The 16,511-nt window shown below is 60.9% G+C and carries 19 protein-coding genes and 1 tRNA gene; 11 read left to right on the forward strand and 9 right to left on the reverse strand.

Features of this window, described 5'->3' with window-relative positions:
* The first annotated feature begins 23 nt into the window (after positions 1–23).
* Together ABAC402_RS22925 and ABAC402_RS39620 are read left to right on the forward strand one after the other, a co-directional pair.
* Complete coding sequence (locus ABAC402_RS22925) at positions 24–296, forward strand: hypothetical protein (protein WP_023447982.1); 273 nt, start codon at positions 24–26, stop codon at positions 294–296.
* On the forward strand, positions 296–898 hold the full coding sequence (locus ABAC402_RS39620) for a hypothetical protein (RefSeq protein ID WP_155847280.1): 603 nt from the start codon (positions 296–298) through the stop codon (positions 896–898). The genes ABAC402_RS22925 and ABAC402_RS39620 overlap by 1 nt, the downstream gene beginning before the upstream one ends.
* On the opposite strand, the gene ABAC402_RS22930 is transcribed toward ABAC402_RS39620, so the two are convergent.
* The 3 genes from ABAC402_RS22930 to ABAC402_RS22940 all read right to left on the reverse strand — a co-directional run bounded on the left by ABAC402_RS22930 (position 868) and on the right by ABAC402_RS22940 (position 2,946).
* Positions 868–1,671, reverse strand: a complete 804-nt coding sequence (locus tag ABAC402_RS22930) for a TraB/GumN family protein (RefSeq protein ID WP_162148497.1) — start codon at positions 1,669–1,671, stop codon at positions 868–870. The genes ABAC402_RS39620 and ABAC402_RS22930 overlap by 31 nt on opposite strands.
* Before the next feature lie 144 nt (positions 1,672–1,815).
* Positions 1,816–2,739: a TraB/GumN family protein gene (locus ABAC402_RS22935; RefSeq protein WP_023447984.1), complete on the reverse strand. Its 924-nt coding sequence runs from the start codon at positions 2,737–2,739 to the stop codon at positions 1,816–1,818.
* Between the two features lie 15 nt (positions 2,740–2,754).
* Positions 2,755–2,946, reverse strand: coding sequence for a helix-turn-helix transcriptional regulator (locus ABAC402_RS22940; protein ID WP_023447985.1), 192 nt, complete (start codon positions 2,944–2,946; stop codon positions 2,755–2,757).
* Positions 2,947–3,285: 339 nt separating this feature from the next.
* Here ABAC402_RS22940 and ABAC402_RS22945 point away from each other — a divergent pair, with 339 nt between their 5' ends.
* The 7 genes from ABAC402_RS22945 to kdsA all read left to right on the forward strand — a co-directional run bounded on the left by ABAC402_RS22945 (position 3,286) and on the right by kdsA (position 10,398).
* Positions 3,286–4,431 (forward strand): GNAT family N-acetyltransferase, encoded by a 1,146-nt coding sequence (locus tag ABAC402_RS22945; RefSeq protein WP_023447986.1) that lies wholly within the window; start codon positions 3,286–3,288, stop codon positions 4,429–4,431.
* Positions 4,424–5,389, forward strand: a complete 966-nt coding sequence (locus ABAC402_RS22950) for a glycosyltransferase family 2 protein (protein WP_023447987.1) — start codon at positions 4,424–4,426, stop codon at positions 5,387–5,389. The genes ABAC402_RS22945 and ABAC402_RS22950 overlap by 8 nt, the downstream gene beginning before the upstream one ends.
* 5 nt (positions 5,390–5,394) lie before the next feature.
* Complete coding sequence (locus ABAC402_RS22955; protein WP_023447988.1) at positions 5,395–6,348, forward strand: hypothetical protein; 954 nt, start codon at positions 5,395–5,397, stop codon at positions 6,346–6,348.
* Positions 6,349–6,401: 53 nt separating this feature from the next.
* The gene (locus tag ABAC402_RS22960) at positions 6,402–7,499 is read left to right on the forward strand and encodes a hypothetical protein (protein ID WP_023447989.1); all 1,098 of its coding nucleotides are present in this window, start codon (positions 6,402–6,404) and stop codon (positions 7,497–7,499) included.
* A gap of 173 nt (positions 7,500–7,672) precedes the next feature.
* Entirely contained in the window at positions 7,673–8,674 is a 1,002-nt protein-coding gene (locus tag ABAC402_RS22965) for an SIS domain-containing protein (RefSeq protein WP_023447990.1), read from the forward strand.
* A complete protein-coding gene (locus tag ABAC402_RS22970; protein WP_023447991.1) occupies positions 8,671–9,453 on the forward strand; it encodes a 3-deoxy-manno-octulosonate cytidylyltransferase in 783 nt (260 codons plus the stop codon). Before ABAC402_RS22965 ends, ABAC402_RS22970 begins: the two co-directional genes overlap by 4 nt.
* 99 nt (positions 9,454–9,552) lie before the next feature.
* Entirely contained in the window at positions 9,553–10,398 is an 846-nt protein-coding gene (kdsA, locus tag ABAC402_RS22975) for a 3-deoxy-8-phosphooctulonate synthase (protein WP_023447992.1), read from the forward strand.
* A gap of 85 nt (positions 10,399–10,483) precedes the next feature.
* On the opposite strand, the gene ABAC402_RS22980 is transcribed toward kdsA, so the two are convergent.
* The 5 genes from ABAC402_RS22980 to ABAC402_RS23000 all read right to left on the reverse strand — a co-directional run bounded on the left by ABAC402_RS22980 (position 10,484) and on the right by ABAC402_RS23000 (position 14,180).
* Entirely contained in the window at positions 10,484–11,173 is a 690-nt protein-coding gene (locus ABAC402_RS22980) for a DUF1345 domain-containing protein (RefSeq protein WP_023447993.1), read from the reverse strand.
* A 177-nt stretch (positions 11,174–11,350) separates the two neighbouring features.
* On the reverse strand, positions 11,351–11,806 hold the full coding sequence (locus ABAC402_RS22985; RefSeq protein WP_023447994.1) for a DUF805 domain-containing protein: 456 nt from the start codon (positions 11,804–11,806) through the stop codon (positions 11,351–11,353).
* Between the two features lie 52 nt (positions 11,807–11,858).
* Positions 11,859–13,454 (reverse strand): citramalate synthase, encoded by a 1,596-nt coding sequence (gene cimA, locus ABAC402_RS22990; RefSeq protein WP_023447995.1) that lies wholly within the window; start codon positions 13,452–13,454, stop codon positions 11,859–11,861.
* 76 nt (positions 13,455–13,530) lie between these two features.
* Positions 13,531–14,076 carry a dihydrofolate reductase family protein gene (locus ABAC402_RS22995; protein WP_023447996.1) on the reverse strand — a complete coding sequence of 182 codons (546 nt, stop codon included), beginning with the start codon at positions 14,074–14,076 and terminating at the stop codon, positions 13,531–13,533.
* A gap of 30 nt (positions 14,077–14,106) precedes the next feature.
* Positions 14,107–14,180, reverse strand: a tRNA-Gly gene (locus ABAC402_RS23000).
* A gap of 672 nt (positions 14,181–14,852) precedes the next feature.
* Here ABAC402_RS23000 and ABAC402_RS23010 point away from each other — a divergent pair.
* Together ABAC402_RS23010 and ABAC402_RS23015 are read left to right on the forward strand one after the other, a co-directional pair.
* Positions 14,853–15,380 (forward strand): GcrA family cell cycle regulator, encoded by a 528-nt coding sequence (locus ABAC402_RS23010; protein ID WP_023447998.1) that lies wholly within the window; start codon positions 14,853–14,855, stop codon positions 15,378–15,380.
* Between the two features lie 84 nt (positions 15,381–15,464).
* On the forward strand, positions 15,465–16,097 hold the full coding sequence (locus ABAC402_RS23015) for a hypothetical protein (protein WP_023447999.1): 633 nt from the start codon (positions 15,465–15,467) through the stop codon (positions 16,095–16,097).
* Here ABAC402_RS23015 and apaG read toward each other — a convergent pair.
* Complete coding sequence (apaG, locus tag ABAC402_RS23020; protein WP_023448000.1) at positions 16,094–16,489, reverse strand: Co2+/Mg2+ efflux protein ApaG; 396 nt, start codon at positions 16,487–16,489, stop codon at positions 16,094–16,096. The genes ABAC402_RS23015 and apaG overlap by 4 nt on opposite strands.
* Between the last annotated feature and the right edge of the window lie 22 nt (positions 16,490–16,511).

Consider the following 16,511-nt stretch of genomic DNA (forward strand, 5'->3'; position numbering starts at 1 on the left):
TCGGAACGGGACGGGGTAAACCAATGGACGCGCCATCGACACCGGTTATCGAAGTTGTTCCAGGCGTGGGATTTCGGGTCATGACCAATGGGGTCAGCGCGACCGGCGCCACGCTGACCGATGCCATGCAGGCCTTGTCTGCGGCGATTGCGGGGCGCTACGAGACTGAAAAGGGTGATGAGACGGCGGCGACACGCGACGCCACACGTCAGACCGACCTGGTCAACAATGACCGCTTCATCCAGGGCAATGTCCTGCAGAACCAGATCTTGCTGGGTGTGGCGCTGGGGCTTTGATGCCGACCAAACGTCCACCCGAAAGGACATTACTTCCGGTGCTTACGGAAGACCATCCGCTGATGCCCATCGTCCAGGGCCTTTGTCCCGGATCCTTATTTCAGTGGATCGCGGACACGCCCGGCCAATGTGAATCCTATTTGGGCTTTCTCGTCGATGACAGGTATGTCCTTTACTTCGAACTGCCGTATCGCGGGCCCAGAATTCCGCAGGAGGTCGAAATCTTCACTTGGCGAGCCTTTCGTGGCGAGATAGGCCAAGGTTATAAAGGCAGACACCAACTCGACCCGGCGATCGCTGCCGCACGGGATTGGCTGCGCTCACGGCACCTCCCGACAGGGAGCCAAGGCTTCAAGGCGTCCGCGAGGTTTGCGCTCCGCTACCGACAGGATGAAATACCGTTCGCACCGACGACCGCAGTTGCCAGTCCGGGTGAGTACCGGCTGCTTACTCACAGACGCCTGTTTGGCTTTCATGTGGTCAAATGTGCACTGTCCGAGCACTCGAAAAAGGTTTTCAACCCGCGCCACAAAGCGAATTCTGGATCGCCGGCACGCCACATCAAAACCGGCTACCGCACGTCCATCCGCGTCACGTCATAGCCACGCTGACGTAGTTGGGCGACGATACCTTCCGGACCGACCATATGAGAGGCACCCAGCGTCACAAACGACGTCCCCGGCTCATTCATCATGCCCTCGATCCTTGGCAGCCAAGCCTTGTGGCGGTCGCTCAGCAGCCAGCGATAGATATCCGGATCGGACTTGGCCAGCGCCATAACATGCTGCGTCATCGCCTTCTGGTCGCCGCGACGCCAGGCCTCCAGCGAGACATTGACTCCGTCGTCCGAAAAGCCCGTGCCAGCCTTGCCGCGCGGCGAACGGTCGGCCTCGAAGCCACCCACGGACTTGTCCAGTAGCCTGGCGCGACGAAACAGCGAGACATCGGCGCCCGCGGTCAGCCGGCTGTCATTCACCGGCGGCAGCCGATCGAGATTGCGCGTCTCGAACCAGACCTGGTCGGCGCTGTCGAAGGCAACGAATAAGCGCTGGTCGGCCCAGACTGTGCCCGGTGGCAGCAGATGCACGCTGCCGAACAGATAGACCGTGGCATCGCCCTTTTTGGCCACCCACAGCAGCGGCGCGCCCATAGGCCCGGCCCGCGCTTCGGCCACATCCGGATCCTGGCCGGCCGTGACGTTCAGCACCACACCCGGCGCCTCACGTGACCGGTTCAACCACAGACCCCCAGCCACCGTGGTAACAACGACGCAAGCCGCCGCCGCCGACAAAAGGCTTACGTCGAGCGCCCAGCTCAACTGGCCGGTCTTTTCCACCGGCGCCTGGCATTCCCGAAAGTTGATGAGCTTGGTCATCACGACCCCTTGCTTGACAGGACGAATGTCCATGTCCTGCAAGTCGCAGGCCGCGTTTTTACCCCTTGTTAAGGATCATTTTGAAACAGGGTTAGCCAAAGATTAAGGCTGGTCTGCTCCCAAAGTACTACTCTGCTACGTCACTCAGGAACCCGTTTTGATGGGCTTTGCCGAGATGCCAGCCTGGTCAAGCAGGGCAATCACGCTATCATCGCCAATCAGGTGGGCGGTACCAACGGCAATGAACACGGTCCCCTCGCCGTCCAGAATAGCTTTGATCCTGGGCACCCAGCTGCGGTTGCGCTGGACGATCATTCGCTCATACCCGTCCCGGTCTTCGTCGGCGATTCTGGTGACCAGGGGCTTTTCCATTGCCTCGATATCACCGGCCAGCCAGGCGCTGATCAGGGGATCGATAATCTCCGGCGTTTTGTCGATCTCTGACAGGGTCATCCGCAGCGTCTTGAGGTCTTCGTCGGGTGTATCGGGCGCCAGGATATCCATCTGTTCCTCGATGGTTTCCAGCCCGTGAATGGTCTTTGCGGCCGCGCGCGCCTCCCTCAGCAGGGTCAGGTCGATGCCGTGCTCCGGATTCAGGCCCATTGCCTTGAACTGGCACTGCACCAGAAAAAGGCCGACCGCCCATTTACGCATGATCGACAGCTGCTGGGTACTGGCGCCGCAGGCCTGCAGGCGCCGGCCCAGATCAGAGGCTTCATCGGCCGTCAGCCTTTCGGTCAGCTTGCCGGCCGGATCGAACATGTATTTCATGGCGACCGCCTGAAGCTTGGCGGTATCGTCCATGTCGGCGATTTCCAGCCACAGATCCGTGCTCTGGTCGAAGCGTTCCTGAATCGCTGGTGTCATCCAGGTCACACCTTCGCGCATGGCGTGGATGGTGCCGAAGACATAGAGGGTCGAGTCTTCGTCACGGATAACCCACATCGGCGGCCTGGGCGACGCCAGAGCTGCCTGCCCCGCGGGGATCTTCGGCGCCTCGGCCCAGACCGGAGCGGCAAACCCGACAAATATGGCCGCAAAGGCCGCCAGTATCGTTGTCTTCACCATAACTCCCCCCAAAACTCATTCCGGCGTGAAGATATCTTCTATCCGCATGTCGAACAGACGGGCAAGCTGAAACGCCAGAGGCAGGGACGGATCATACTTGCCGGTTTCAATGGCGTTGACGGTCTGGCGCGAAACGCCCAGCTGGCCGGCAAGGTCGGCCTGGGACCAGTTGCGTTCGGCGCGCAGAACCTTGAGACGGTTGTTCATCTTTTTCCCTGTTCGGCGAGAACAAGACCGGTCTGGGCGGCGAAGCGTTTCCGGGTCACCGCGAATTCATCGGTCGACGCCGTCTTCAGCCGCCAAGTAGCCAGGGAAATTGTTTCATTGTGAAAACCCCTTTGACATGCAGCTTCCAGGGAAACCTATCACATCCCCAAAAATTGTCAAGTAACCTTGTCATAATGACGTGTATGCTTGTCATGTAATCCATAAGTTAATGCCGGTTAAATACGTTTCAAAACCTTATATTTACTAGGTTTGCGGTAGTTTCCGGCATGGGGCTTGCAGGTGCCGTCGGGACCGTAAGTTTTTGTTCCGAAGGCGATCATGCTCACCTGTACACTTTACGAGGCCAACGACCTGCCGCAGCGCGAAATCGCCTATTGGCGTGACCTGGCCGCCGCAACGCCCGACTTCGCCTCCCCCCTGCTGTCGCCTGACTTCGTCCGCACCGTCGCCCAGGTTCGCGACGACGTCCATGTCTGCGTTTATCGCCGCAATGGCCATACCATCGGCTTTCTGCCGCACCACCGCCGCCCGGGCCGCTTCGCGCGCCCCGTCGGTGCGCCCTTTTCCGACTACAGCGCGGTGATCACGGCGCATGAGCCCGGCTTCACGATCGAACAGGCGCTGCAACTGGCCGGCATTGACCGCATGCACGTCTCCGGCATCGTTGATCCCTACGGTGTTTTCGGCCAGGAGGTAATGCGAAGCGCCACGCCCGATGACGCCTATGCCCTGGACCTGCGCGGCGACGCCCCCGGCAATAATGTCGTCAAGAAGCTGGCCAAGAACATCAGCCGCCTGCGCCGTCAGTTGACCGAAGCGGTCGGTGAGCCGCACTTTATCATTGGCGACGACAACCCGCACCACTTCGAGGCCATGCTGGAACTGAAGCGCACCCAGGTCCGCCACAACGGCATGCACGATTTCCTGGCCGCACCCTGGGTCCAGCGCCTGATGCGCAACCTGTTCGAAGCCCCCAAGGACGGCCTGCACGGCTGCCTGGTTACCCTTGTGGCCGGCGATGTACCGCTGATGTATCAGTTCGGACCGCGCATTGGCGAAAACGCCCACCCGTGGGTATCGAGCTTCGATCCGGCGTTTGGCGCCTATTCGCCCGGCCAGATATTCCTTAACGACTGCCGCATGCCTTTGAAAGACGCCGGCATCAATTGGTACGACCTGTCGACCGGCCAGCAGCACTACAAGCCCGCCTTCTGCAACCACCACAGCGTCGTCCACAACGCCATGGTGTTCAGCTCATCGCCGGCCGGCCGCTTCAAACAAGGTTTCCTGAAGGCTGGCCGCCGCCTCCAGCGCGCCATTCGTCCGGTCGATCACCTCCTGAACCGGATCGACCGCCGCATGGACGTGATCGCCAGTCTGGAACTGGACACGGTCGCCCGCCTGCGCGGCTTCACCCACGCCGTCGTCACGTCCCCCAAACGCAAGGGTTCCTCCGATGCCTGATACGCGCCCGCCTGTTGCCTTGAAATCCGTCAGCGTCATCATTCCGACCTTCCGCCGCCCGGAAGGCCTGGACCGCGCCATGGCGTCCATCACGGCCCAGACCGGCCTTTCCGGAACCGCGCTTGACCTCATCGTCTGTGACAACAGCCCCGAAGGTTCGGCTCGCCCCCAGGTCGAGGCCTTCGCCCTGACCGCGACCTTCCCGGTGCTGTTCGTCCATGAACCGAAAACCGGCGTCGCCAATGCCCGTAACTCGGCGGTGGCCACCACCCAGGCCGACTTCATCGCCTTTCTGGACGACGACGAAGAAGCGCCGGCCGACTGGCTATGGCGCATGCTGGCTAACCAGACTCACTTCAAGGCCGATGTCGTCTTCGGCCCCGTCACTGCACGCATCCCTGACGATGTGGCGCAATACCGGCCCTATTTCGAAGCCTTCTTTTCACGCTTCGGGCCAGAAGAGTCGGGCGTGCTTCCCCACTATTACGGTTGCGGCAATTCGCTGATCCGCCGCGCCGTCCTGCCGAAAGACGAACTGCCCTTCGCCACCAGCCAGAACGAGATGGGCGGCGAGGACGACATCCTGTTCACGGCGCTCAAAGCCCAGGGCAAGGTCATGAGTTGGGCCGCCGATGCTCCCGTATGGGAAGATGTCCCCCCCAAACGCGCCACCCTGGACTACACGCTGAAACGCGGCTTCGCCTATGGTCAGGGGCCATCCCATTCGACCGGTGTCAACGGCAAGTACCTGAAATGCGCGGCATGGATGATGCAGGGCCTGATCCAGGCGGCGGTGTTTGGTGTCATGGCGGGCGCGGCCTTCGCCACGAAATCCCCCAAGGCCGCCTACCTGATCGACAAGGCGGCGCGGGGCTTAGGGAAAACCCTGTGGTTCCCGCCCTTCAAGATGAAATTCTACGGCCAGGCACTGCTGAAGCCGGCTAAACGCAAAGGATAAGACGCATGACCCTCCTGCACTGGAATGACGACAAGACCCGCAAATTCGGCAAGGAAAACCTGCTGTTCAACCACGACCTCGCCAACAGCGAGCTATTCACGGAAGAAGCGCTCATCGCGTTGATCGACCGCTACCCGCGCGAAAGCCTGGAAGTCTTCACCATGGGCTATGACCCGACAGTCTTCGGCGAATGGTATCTGGGGCGCAGCGACAATATGGACGGCCGCGCCCTGATGGAAGGCGTCAAGGCCGGGCGCTTTTGGCTGAACCTGCGCCGCGTCAACCACGCCGACACCGCCGTTAAGCTCCTGTGCGATCGCATCTTCGCCGAGGTCAAGGACCAGACCGGCCAGACCAACCTGAAAACCGACTTAGGCCTGCTGATCTCGTCGCCCAACGCCCACGTCGTCTACCACCTCGACATCCCGATGGTCATGCTGTGGCAGATCCGCGGCGTGAAGAAGGTCTATCTCTATCCGGTCGATGCCGGCTTCTTCACTGACGCCCAGATCGAAGGCATCGCGTTGCGCGAGTCCGATGAGAACCTGCCCTACGCCACCGAGTTCGATGCCAAGGCGATGATCCATGACTTAAAGCCTGGCGAGATGCTGACCTGGGCCCAGAATGCGCCGCATCGCATCGTCAATGGCGACATGGTCAATGTGTCGCTATCGATCGAGTTCATGACGCCCAAGTCGCTGTGGCACGCCAATGTGCTGTACGCCAACGGGCTTCTGCGGCGCTGGTTCGGCCTGAACCCGTCGGTGGCGAAATCACCCAAAATACTGGAGCCGTTCAAGATCGTGCTGGCGCGTATCGCCAAGGCCTTTGGCGGCTTCAAGGGCAACAAGACGCCTTTGGTCGAGCGTTTCTCGCTGGACCCGGCCCGCCCGGGCGAGATCGTCTACGACGACGGCGTGAAGCCGTTTGTCGCGCCGGAGACCAAAAAGGCGGCGTGATTTTGACAAGCCGTCAAGGAACGGGCAGGATCGGGCATCCCGAGGGGGGAGCCATGTCCGATCCATCCAACTATCCGCGTAGCTATGAGTACCGAGCCGGCACCAAGGTTGCCTGGCTCATTGGCGGCATCCTCTTCCTCCTCGCCCTCTGTGCAGGCGTTTATTTTGCCGGGCGGCTGAATGAGGCTTCGATCTTGCCTACGGTCTTTACCGCAGTCGTTGCTGCGCCTTTCGCCGGATTGGCTCTGGCTTGCCTGGTGTCAGCCTTTAACGGCCGTCTGGTTCTATTTGCTGACCGGTTAGAATTTCGCAGCTATTTCAAAACCCGCCATCTGGGCTTCGAAGATATCGAACGCACTCAGAACGCTCAGAATTTGTTTGGCGTCTTTGTCATCGTTCTGGTTACACGCGCTGGCAAAAGGTTTACCATCAGTGACTTCGGCCGCATGGATGACATATTTAAAGACTTTATCGACCGCTTTCCGAATAAGGAAGAGGTCGCCGAGTTAGAAGCGGAGTCGGCTCATTATGATGCCGTCGTAACTAACCAAGCTTTCGGTGGGACGGCCGAAGAGCGTGCGGCAAACTTCAATCGCAATGCCATCAGGGTCAATCGCATCGGCTGGCTCTGTCTAGGGATCGGCTTTTGGGCAATCTTCTACCCGCGTCCATACCTGCTGTGCGTTGCTCTGACCATGTCTATTCCGCCGGCAGCGATAGCGGTCGCTGTTCTGGCGCCTGGGCGCTGGACAGTCCATGAAAATTTTCCGGGAAGACTTAACCTAGGCGCGTTGGCGCTGATACCAATTCTAGCTCTCGTTATAAGGGCTTTATCCGGGGTTCAGCAGGTCGACTGGACAGCCCCGCTGGCCACGGTCGCCATACTGACCTTGGCCATCTTTCTGCTAATTTTGAAGGTCGAAGGCGGGCTTAAACCCACGAAGGTCTGGGCGCCCCTGCTTATGACCTGCCTTTACGCCTGGGCCGCTACGCTGCTGTTGAACCAGATGCTCGATGCGGCCGATCCAAGCGTGGTGCCTCTGGAAGTCGTCGGAAAACGCGTCTTGGATGGCGACCATTACCTGAACCTGTCACCTTGGGCAGGACGCACGCGGGAGGACGACTACGAGGTCGTCCGCCAAATTGTATGACAGGGTCAATGTCAAAGATACGGCCTGTGTAAAGGTCTATCCAGGCCGTTTCGGTTGGGAATACTACGATGTGATTGTCTGTCCGGCGCCGGCGCGCTGATGGGCCCAATACGGTCATTGTTCCATAAGAACAAGCTTGCTAAGAGGGGCGCGCTTCCCATATGCGAGCCAGAATGTCCGACACCGCGCCCGTTTCCGATATCCCATCCTTCGACATTAATGGCCAGACCGCTGTCCTGGCCACCGGTGCGCGCGTCCTGCGCACCGAAGGCGAGGCGCTGCTGCTGTTCGCGGGGTCTCTGGATGAGAACTTCGTCCGCGCTGTCGAACTGATCCACGCCTGCACCGGCCGGGTCATCCTGTCCGGCATGGGCAAGTCCGGCCATATCGCGCGCAAGATCGCGGCCACCCTGGCCTCCACCGGCACACCGTCCTTCTTCGTTCATCCCGCCGAAGCGTCGCATGGCGATCTCGGCATGATCACCCCGGACGATATCTGCATCGTGCTCAGCAATTCCGGCGAAACCTCGGAGCTGAGCGACATTCTGGGCCACACCCGCCGCTTCGGCATCCCGCTGATCGGTGTGGCGTCGCGGCCGGGCTCGACCCTGCTGACCACGGCCGATGTCCCGCTTCTGCTGCCCAATGCGCCGGAAGCCTGCGCTATCGGCATGGCGCCGACCACCTCGACCACCATGACCCTGGCCCTGGGAGATGCCCTGGCCGTAGCCGTGATGGAAAAGAAGGGCTTTCAGCCGACCGATTTCAAGGTCTTCCACCCCGGCGGCAAGCTGGGGGCGCAACTGCTGACCGTGTCAGCCCTGATGCACAAGGGCGACGACCTGCCGCTGATCGGCGAAGGCGCCCCGATGAGCGAGGCCCTGCTGGTCATGACCGCCAAGAGCTTCGGTGTCGTCGGCGTCTGCAATGGCGGCGTCCTGACCGGGATCATCACCGACGGCGATTTGCGCCGGCATATGGACGGGCTGATGACCAAGCGGGCGGCCGATGTCATGCACCGCCGGCCGCGCACCATTGCTGCCGGTCATCTGGCGGTCGAAGCCCTGGGCGTGATGAACGATCGCAAGATCACCTGCCTGTTCGTCGTCGATGAGACGAAAACGCCGGTCGGCCTGATCCATATCCATGACTGTCTGCGCGCGGGTGTAGCATGAAAACTGTCGTCATCATTCCGGCGCGCTACGCCTCCAGCCGTTATCCCGGCAAACCCCTGGTCATGCTGAAGGGCAAGGACGGCGTTGCCAAGTCGCTGATCCAGCGCTCGTGGGAAGCCGCCAAAGCCGTGAAGGGCGTCGACGCTGTCTTTGTCGCCACCGACGACGACCGCATCAGGGACGCCGCCGAAGCCTTCGGCGCCGAGGTAATCATGACCTCGGAACTGTGCGCCAATGGCACCGAGCGTGTGGCAGATGCCCTGCCGGGCTTGCCGCACGCCTACGACCTCTATGTCAATCTGCAGGGCGATGCGCCGCTGACCCCGGCCTGGTTCGTCGAGGACCTGATCGCCGAGATGAAGAAGCACCCTGAGGTCCAGATGGCGACGCCCGTGCTGCGTTGCGACGCCGTGACCCATGCCAACTTCGTCGAGGACCGCCTGCATGGCCGCGTCGGTGGCACGACGGCGGTGTTCGATTCCACCATGAACGCACTGTACTTCTCGAAAGAAGTCATTCCCTATACGGGCAAAACCTTTGCTGAGGGCGATCTGATCCCGGTCTTCCACCATGTCGGCGTCTATGCCTACCGCGCCGAGGCGCTGGAGGCCTATGTTGGCTGGAGCACCGGGCCGCTGGAAAAGTATGAGGGGCTGGAGCAACTGCGGTTCCTGGAGAACGGCGTGCTCATCCGCTGCGTCGAGGTCGATGGCCGCGGCCGCGTATTCTGGGAGCTGAACAATCCGGTCGATGTGGCCCGGATTGAAAGTGTAATTTGAGGGAATAGGCAGCACCTTGGTTCCCTCTCCCCACTCGAGGGGAGAGGGTTAGGGTGAGGGGTTGTCAGCCCCAAACGCCACCGGTTCGGAGTGACAAAGATGATCAATGCGCAACATGTGAAAACAAAGGTGATCGAGGTCGGCGGCATCAAGATCGGCGGGGACGAACCGTTCGCCCTGATCGCCGGCCCGTGCCAGATCGAAAGCCGCGACCACGCGCTGATGATGGCCGAAAAGATCGCCGAGGCCTGTCAGCCGACGGGCACGAAATTCATCTATAAATCCAGCTACGACAAAGCCAACCGCTCCTCGATCGGTACGGCGCGCGGTATCGGCATGGACGAGGGCCTGCAGATCCTGGCCGATGTCCGGGCGCAATTCGGCTGTCCGGTACTGACCGACGTCCACGATGCCCATCAGTGCGCCCCGGTCGGCGAGGTGGTCGATGTCATCCAGATCCCGGCGTTTTTGTGCCGCCAAACGGACCTGCTGCTGGCGGCCGGCGAAACCGGCAAGGCGATCAATGTCAAGAAGGGTCAGTTCCTGGCGCCGTGGGACATGGCCAATGTCGCCAGGAAGATCGCTTCGACCGGCAATGAACGGGTGATGCTGTGCGATCGCGGCACGTCGTTCGGGTACAATACCCTGGTGACCGATTTCCGCGGCTTGCCGATCATGGCCCAGACCGGCTATCCGATCGTGTTTGATGCCACCCATTCGGTGCAGCAGCCGGGCGGCCAGGGCACGACCTCGGGCGGTCAGCGTGAGTTCGCGCCGGTTCTGGCGCGGGCAGCCTGCGCGATCGGGGTGTCGGCGGTGTTTATCGAGACCCACCAGGATCCGGACCATGCGCCGTCGGATGGTCCGAACATGATCCGCATCGAGGAGATGCGGGAGCTGATTGGGGTCCTTCGCGCGTTTGATGACCTCGCCAAGGGCAAGTGATGGGGTGTGGGACCTGCGACCCCATGTCTTGAATATCTTTGGCCACGAACGCCGACAGCGCCTCGCCATACTTCTGACGCCGCCGCTACTTCGCGATCAGCGACGCGGCAATATTGATGGTCAGGGCCAAAACCGTGGCGTTGAACAGAAAGGCCGCCACGCAATGCACCGTGCCGATGCGGCGCATTTCCCGCGTGGCGAAGGCGACATCCGCCGTCTGACCCGACGTCCCGATGACGAAGGCGAAATAGAGGAAGTCGCTGTAATGCGGCTGCTCCTTGCCGGGAAAGATCAGGCCCGCGACAGGCTTCGGCCGCGCCAGCCCGCTGTAGTAGCCGTGGGCGTAATGAAAGGCGAAGGCCAGATGGATAAAGGTCCAAGAACTCAACAGAGTCACGCCCGACAGCGCGATATGCCACGCCTTTACCGCCGGTGGCAAACCTGCCGACGTGGCCAACTCACCGGCGATGGCGGCAAAACTCAAGCCCGCCGCCACGAGCGACAGGATCAGGATCACACCCTCGCCATCATCATAGAGATGGGCACGGCTTTCCAGGGTGGCATAGCTGGCGCGGAGCATGTGGACCAGGGCGATGGCGATATACAGGCAGGTAAAACTGTTCCACGCGACCAGAGCCGCAGTCAGATCGTTGACGGGCGTAAAGACGTGACACGCGGCCAGCACCGTCAAGGCAGCGGCCAGCGACAGCAAAAGCTGCGGCTTTTGGCGCAGATAGCGGATGACGTGGAGGTCCAGAAAGTCTTTGGAAGACATGCTTTGTTGTAACCCTTGCCGTGCGATTTAGAGCGCAATCCGATAAAGTGGACGCCACCGCACGGGCGCTCCCGTTTTCGGAAAAATTGCGCGACAAACCAAAACCTTAGAGCGGGGTTTTGATTCCATCAAAACTCATCCCGCTCTAGGCGCCGGCCACCGCGGATTGTCAACGCATCAAACCGCGCGCGGCTGCCACGGGATGCCAAACCTGTTGGCGCCCAGACTGCCCGGGACCATGCCGATCAGGGCCAAAAACAGGATCGGCATCAAGAAGAGAACATACCCGGCATTGTGCGCCAAGGCACGTCCGATGCGCCCGTTCTCCGGCGAGCCGCCACTGAAATTACCGCCGCCACCCATTGTAATCAGGGCGTACCAAAACAGCGTCAAGATGTAGCCAGTGATAACAACATACGGCGCGATCATCCAGAAACCTGACCGATTCCAGTCATGCAACCGCTTTACGGCCAGACACAGGCCCGGATAGTTCAGGAGGGGAAAAATAAGCAGGCCCACGACCGGAAGCGCTAGACTGAAGACCTGGACCACGATGACGCCAACCATGGCAGCGGCGTAGATACGCATGCCGATACGCCCATGCGGTGACAGAAACAGCTTGACCCAGCCCATGGCAACCCCCGGCTGCCGCCAGAGTGGCACCAAACCCTTGATGTCCGGTGAATCATGCCACTTTCGGCGCCCGCGCCTTCATCAGGTGATAGGTAATGGCGTCGAACAGGGCGTGATAGGAGGCATCGATCACGTTGTGGCTGACCCCCAGCGTGTTCCACTTGTGGCCATTATCGTCGCGGCTTTCGATCATCACGCGCGTCAGGGCGGCGGTGGCTTCTGACGGCGTCAGGATGCGCACCTTGTAGTCATTCAGATGCATGGCCGCCAGTTCCGGATAGTGCGGCAACAAGGCCTTGCGCAGGGCCGCATCCAAAGCATTAACAGGGCCATTGCCCTCCGCGACCGTCATGACGGATTCGCCACGGATCTTCAGCTTTACCGTTGCTTCGGCAACGGTAAAGCGCTGGCCACGGGAGTCGATGCGGCACTCATCCAGCGCGCGGTAACTCTGCAGTTCGTACCAGGACGGCAAGGCGCCCAGGCGCTGCAACGCCATCAGTTCGAAACTGGCGCTGGCATCCTCATAGGCATAGCCCAGGGCCTCACGTTCCTTCACGGCCTTGACCAGGTCGCCGATCCGGTCGTCGTCGGCCTTGACCACAATCCCCATTTGTTCGAGACGCGTGAGGATGTTGGCGCGCCCGGCCTTGTCCGATACCAGGATCAGCCGGCTGGCCCCGACAAGGGCCGGGTCGATATGTTCGTAGGAGCGCGAATCCTTGGTCATGGCGCTGACATGCAGCCCGCCCTTGTGGGCAAAGGCGCTGGCGCCGACGTAGGCGGCATGGCGGTTGGGCGCCCGGTTCAGCCGATCATCGACCAGACGCGACAACTGGCCGATACGCGTCAGTTGCTCATCGCTCAGGCCGGTATCGAAACCCATCTTCAGCATCAGGGTCGGGATCAGGGCGATCAGGTTGGCATTACCGCAGCGCTCACCGATGCCGTTGATCGTGCCCTGAATCTGGCGGACGCCGGCCTCGACCGCAGCGATCGAATTGGCCACCGCCTGTTCGGTATCGTTGTGACAATGGATGCCCAGGCGCGCCTGAGGCAGACGTTCCTTCACCGCACCGACGATGGTGCGGACCTGCGACGGCAGCGAACCGCCATTGGTGTCGCACAGCACCAGCCATTCGGCGCCGGCGCCATGGGCGGCCGCCAGAACCTCAAGTGCATAGGCCGGATTGGCCTTGTAGCCGTCGAAGAAATGTTCGGCGTCAAACACGGCTTCGCGGCCGCTGGCGACGACATGAGCAATAGACTCCGCGATCATGCGCAGGTTTTCGGCCTTCGAGACCTTGAGCGCGGTTTCGACCTGCCAGTCCCAACTCTTGCCGACCAGGCAAATGGTCGGGGTATTGACGGCCAGCAGATCCTGGAGTCCGGGATCGTTGGAGGCCGAGCGGCCGGCGCGGCGGGTCATACCAAAGGCCGATATGCGGGAGCGTTTCGTTGCCGGCAGTGCGGCGAAAAAGGCGTCGTCAGTCGGATTGGCGCCGGGCCATCCGCCTTCGATATAGTCGATGCCAAAGGCATCGAGTGCCTCGGCAATGGCCTGTTTGTCGGCCACCGAAAAATCGATGCCCTGCGCCTGCGCTCCGTCGCGCAGGGTCGAGTCATAAAGATAGATCCGATCACCCATGGCCCCATCTATAAGGGAAGCCGAAACAGATCAACGAATTTAAACGGTTGCGATGGAAACAGAAAGATCGCCGCGTTCAGGCAGGTTCATAGACGAGGTGAACCGTCGCATCGTCGACCTGCGCCGTCGACATCAGCCGCAGGGGTGGCCTGCCCTCATGGAAAAACGGTTTGCCTTGTCCGAGCACGAAGGGGCGCAGCAGCATGTGGTATTCATCGATCAGGCCCAGCCGGGTCATCAGGCCAGCCAGTTGCGGACCCGAAACGCTAAGCGTGCCTTGGGTGCGGGCTTTAAGGTCGCGCACCCGCGCCGCGATATCGCCGGTGACAAGCGTCGCGTTCGGACCCACGGCCGATAGTGTGCCAGAGACCACCCATTTGGGGAGGTTTCGCCAGGCGACGGCAAATTCCTGTAGCGGCGCGGTCCATTCCGGATGGTCGTCGTCCCAGTAGCGCATGACCTCATACATGCGGCGGCCATAGAAGACGCCGCTATGGCTGCGGACCGTTTCAATCCAGTAGCGGAAAAGGTCCGGACTGGGCGGACCCATGACCAGATTGCCGGCCAGGTCGTCGACATAACCGTCGAGAGAGATGTTCATCGCGAGGATAAGTTTGGCCATGACAGGTCCTCATGAGGACGGCGCCGTACCTGGAGCGGGTGAAGGGAATCGAACCCTCGTTGTCAGCTTGGGAAGCTGCTGCTCTACCATTGAGCTACACCCGCATGCCTGAGCACAGCCGTCAGATGCCACAGGCCGGCTTCAATCGTCAAGCACGATCCAGACCGGCGCATGGTCGCTGGTCTTTTCCCAGCTTCGGACATGGCGATCTACCTGGGCTTTGTGCAACCCCGTCCCAGAGTGTCTGGCCATGCCAGATGGTGCCATAGCCTGCGGCCTCCTGAGCTTTCGCCGGAAAATTCCCGTCCGGCGCCTCCCGTTCCTGCCGCCAGACGACATCGGGTTGGGCCCCGCCGGCAGCCAGCGCTACGATCTTCGATTTCCGCTTGCTCGCCATGGCACCGGCCACCCCGCTGCCCATCGCCCTGGGGAGGAGAAGTAGCTGAACATTCAGATTTTTGTTCTTGCGGTCATATCTGTGCGGCCTGAGCGCGGGGATATTCATGGTCGCACTTTGCGAGTCCCAGCAGGGGATTGCACCACGGGCCAGTTATCCACACATGTGGATTGTCCGAACACTACATATAGATATATGTGGACAGTCGCAATTTCCCTTCACACCATATATTGCGGTTTTTAACTCTTCGTTTACTATCTATAGGTGGCTGGGGAGCAGGTCCATACGGACATGTCTACATATTGTGGTGTGATGCCTTGCGATCCGCAAGTGATTTCGCCGCTGTGATGGCCCGGAAGTGGCTATGGGAGAGTGAAACATGAGTTGGACTGACGAACGCGTCGAAACCCTGAAGAAGCTCTGGCAAGAAGGCCATTCGGCCAGCCAGATCGCCAAGCAGCTGGGTGGCGTCACCCGTAATGCCGTGATCGGCAAGGTGCATCGTCTTGGTTTGTCGGGGCGCGCCGCGCCGTCGCAGCCGACCCGCCCGCTGTACAAACCGTCGCGGCCAGCCCGTCCGGCGATCTCGCATGCGGCCAGCCCGACCCATGCCGCGCCGCAGCCGCGCCGCACCGAACCGGTGATTTCGCGCCCGGTCATATCGACTCCGGTCGTGCCCTATGTCGAAGCGCCCGGCACGGCAACCGTGCTCACGCTCGGCGCCAAGATGTGCAAGTGGCCTATCGGCGACCCGTCCTCGGACAGCTTCTCGTTCTGCGGCCGCCGAGCCGATGACGGCACCCCGTACTGCGTCGAGCACGCCCGGGTCGCCTATCAGCCGTCGCAAAAGACCAAGAAGCGCGACACAGGCGCGGATCTGTCGCGCAACCTGCGCCGCTATCTGTAAGAGACTCGGTCTCGCAGCTTTTCGCCAAAGCTGATATGATGCCCCGCCGTTCCTGACGGCGGGGTCTCTTTTTGGGGGGAAAGCATGTCACCGGCGGTCTATGCCGCGCTCGAACGTCTTTACGACGAATTCGCCGCGCCCCGGCCACGGTACATCGACGCCTGCCCGTGCTGCAAGGACCCGGAGCATTACCGTAAAATCCTGTCTAAGCCTTTGCGGGACATTATGGCTGGCGATATCGACGCCTATGTCGGCTCGGCCTTCTACACCGCCGGTGAGGTGGCCGACTGGCGCTACTACCTGCCACGGCTGCTTGAACTGTCGGTCGATTATGGCCAGGAAGACCGTTATTTCGGCCCCGAGACAACCCTGGGCAAACTGCCACTGGCGGGCTGGGGCAAATGGCACAAGAGCGAACGCGCCGCCATAATCGCGTTCGTCGAAGCCTGGTATGATCTGGTCATCGAAGAAGTGCCAGCCGATGGCATGAAAATCGACGATCTGTTGTGCGGAATCGCCCGCGCCGACATCCCACTCAAACCCTATCTCGACAAACTGGCCGGAAAACTCGAAGCTTTGGTTGCCTATTGCGAACACCAAAGCGTCTATCTCGACAAGAAGGATCGCCTTTGCAATGCCTTCTGGAATAACGCGCACGAGGGTGAGGCCCAGGTCATCGCCTTTCTGCGCGCCGAACCAGTGGCGGGGCTTCTTTAGTTCAGCACACGCCGGATATCGGGCAAATCCAGCGAGAAATCCGGAATCTTCACCCGCAGCGCCACGCCGTCGTCGCGTTCGAACATGTAATAGCCGCCCATCGAGCCCGATGGCGTCGGCAGCGGACAGCCGGACGAATAGGTATAGGCCTGCCCGGGCCGCAGAATCGGCACCTCACCGACGACACCCGGACCTTCGACCACCTGGACCCGGCCCAGCCCGTCCATAATGTCCCAGTGGCGCGTCTTTAGCTGCACCACCTCATCCGATCCATTGATCAGCGTGATGTGATAGGCCCACAGATAGCGGTCATCGTGACCGCTTTCCTCCTGGGGGACATAATCGACCTCGACGCTGACGGTGATACCGTGACTGGTGTGCTGATAGGGCATGCTTATCTTCTTGCTGAGACCG

The organism is Asticcacaulis sp. AC402, assembly GCF_000495835.1.
In the GTDB taxonomy this organism is placed as follows: Bacteria; Pseudomonadota; Alphaproteobacteria; order Caulobacterales; family Caulobacteraceae; genus Asticcacaulis.

Coding starts and splice junctions, on each gene's coding strand:
- ABAC402_RS22925 (WP_023447982.1), top strand. CDS start 24: ATGGACGCGCCATCGACACCGGTTATCGAAGTTGTTCCAGGCGTGGGA.
- ABAC402_RS39620 (WP_155847280.1), top strand. CDS start 296: ATGCCGACCAAACGTCCACCCGAAAGGACATTACTTCCGGTGCTTACG.
- ABAC402_RS22930 (WP_162148497.1), bottom strand. CDS start 1,671: ATGACCAAGCTCATCAACTTTCGGGAATGCCAGGCGCCGGTGGAAAAG.
- ABAC402_RS22935 (WP_023447984.1), bottom strand. CDS start 2,739: ATGGTGAAGACAACGATACTGGCGGCCTTTGCGGCCATATTTGTCGGG.
- ABAC402_RS22940 (WP_023447985.1), bottom strand. CDS start 2,946: ATGAACAACCGTCTCAAGGTTCTGCGCGCCGAACGCAACTGGTCCCAG.
- ABAC402_RS22945 (WP_023447986.1), top strand. CDS start 3,286: ATGCTCACCTGTACACTTTACGAGGCCAACGACCTGCCGCAGCGCGAA.
- ABAC402_RS22950 (WP_023447987.1), top strand. CDS start 4,424: ATGCCTGATACGCGCCCGCCTGTTGCCTTGAAATCCGTCAGCGTCATC.
- ABAC402_RS22955 (WP_023447988.1), top strand. CDS start 5,395: ATGACCCTCCTGCACTGGAATGACGACAAGACCCGCAAATTCGGCAAG.
- ABAC402_RS22960 (WP_023447989.1), top strand. CDS start 6,402: ATGTCCGATCCATCCAACTATCCGCGTAGCTATGAGTACCGAGCCGGC.
- ABAC402_RS22965 (WP_023447990.1), top strand. CDS start 7,673: ATGTCCGACACCGCGCCCGTTTCCGATATCCCATCCTTCGACATTAAT.
- ABAC402_RS22970 (WP_023447991.1), top strand. CDS start 8,671: ATGAAAACTGTCGTCATCATTCCGGCGCGCTACGCCTCCAGCCGTTAT.
- kdsA (WP_023447992.1), top strand. CDS start 9,553: ATGATCAATGCGCAACATGTGAAAACAAAGGTGATCGAGGTCGGCGGC.
- ABAC402_RS22980 (WP_023447993.1), bottom strand. CDS start 11,173: ATGTCTTCCAAAGACTTTCTGGACCTCCACGTCATCCGCTATCTGCGC.
- ABAC402_RS22985 (WP_023447994.1), bottom strand. CDS start 11,806: ATGGGCTGGGTCAAGCTGTTTCTGTCACCGCATGGGCGTATCGGCATG.
- cimA (WP_023447995.1), bottom strand. CDS start 13,454: ATGGGTGATCGGATCTATCTTTATGACTCGACCCTGCGCGACGGAGCG.
- ABAC402_RS22995 (WP_023447996.1), bottom strand. CDS start 14,076: ATGGCCAAACTTATCCTCGCGATGAACATCTCTCTCGACGGTTATGTC.
- ABAC402_RS23010 (WP_023447998.1), top strand. CDS start 14,853: ATGAGTTGGACTGACGAACGCGTCGAAACCCTGAAGAAGCTCTGGCAA.
- ABAC402_RS23015 (WP_023447999.1), top strand. CDS start 15,465: ATGTCACCGGCGGTCTATGCCGCGCTCGAACGTCTTTACGACGAATTC.
- apaG (WP_023448000.1), bottom strand. CDS start 16,489: ATGCCCTATCAGCACACCAGTCACGGTATCACCGTCAGCGTCGAGGTC.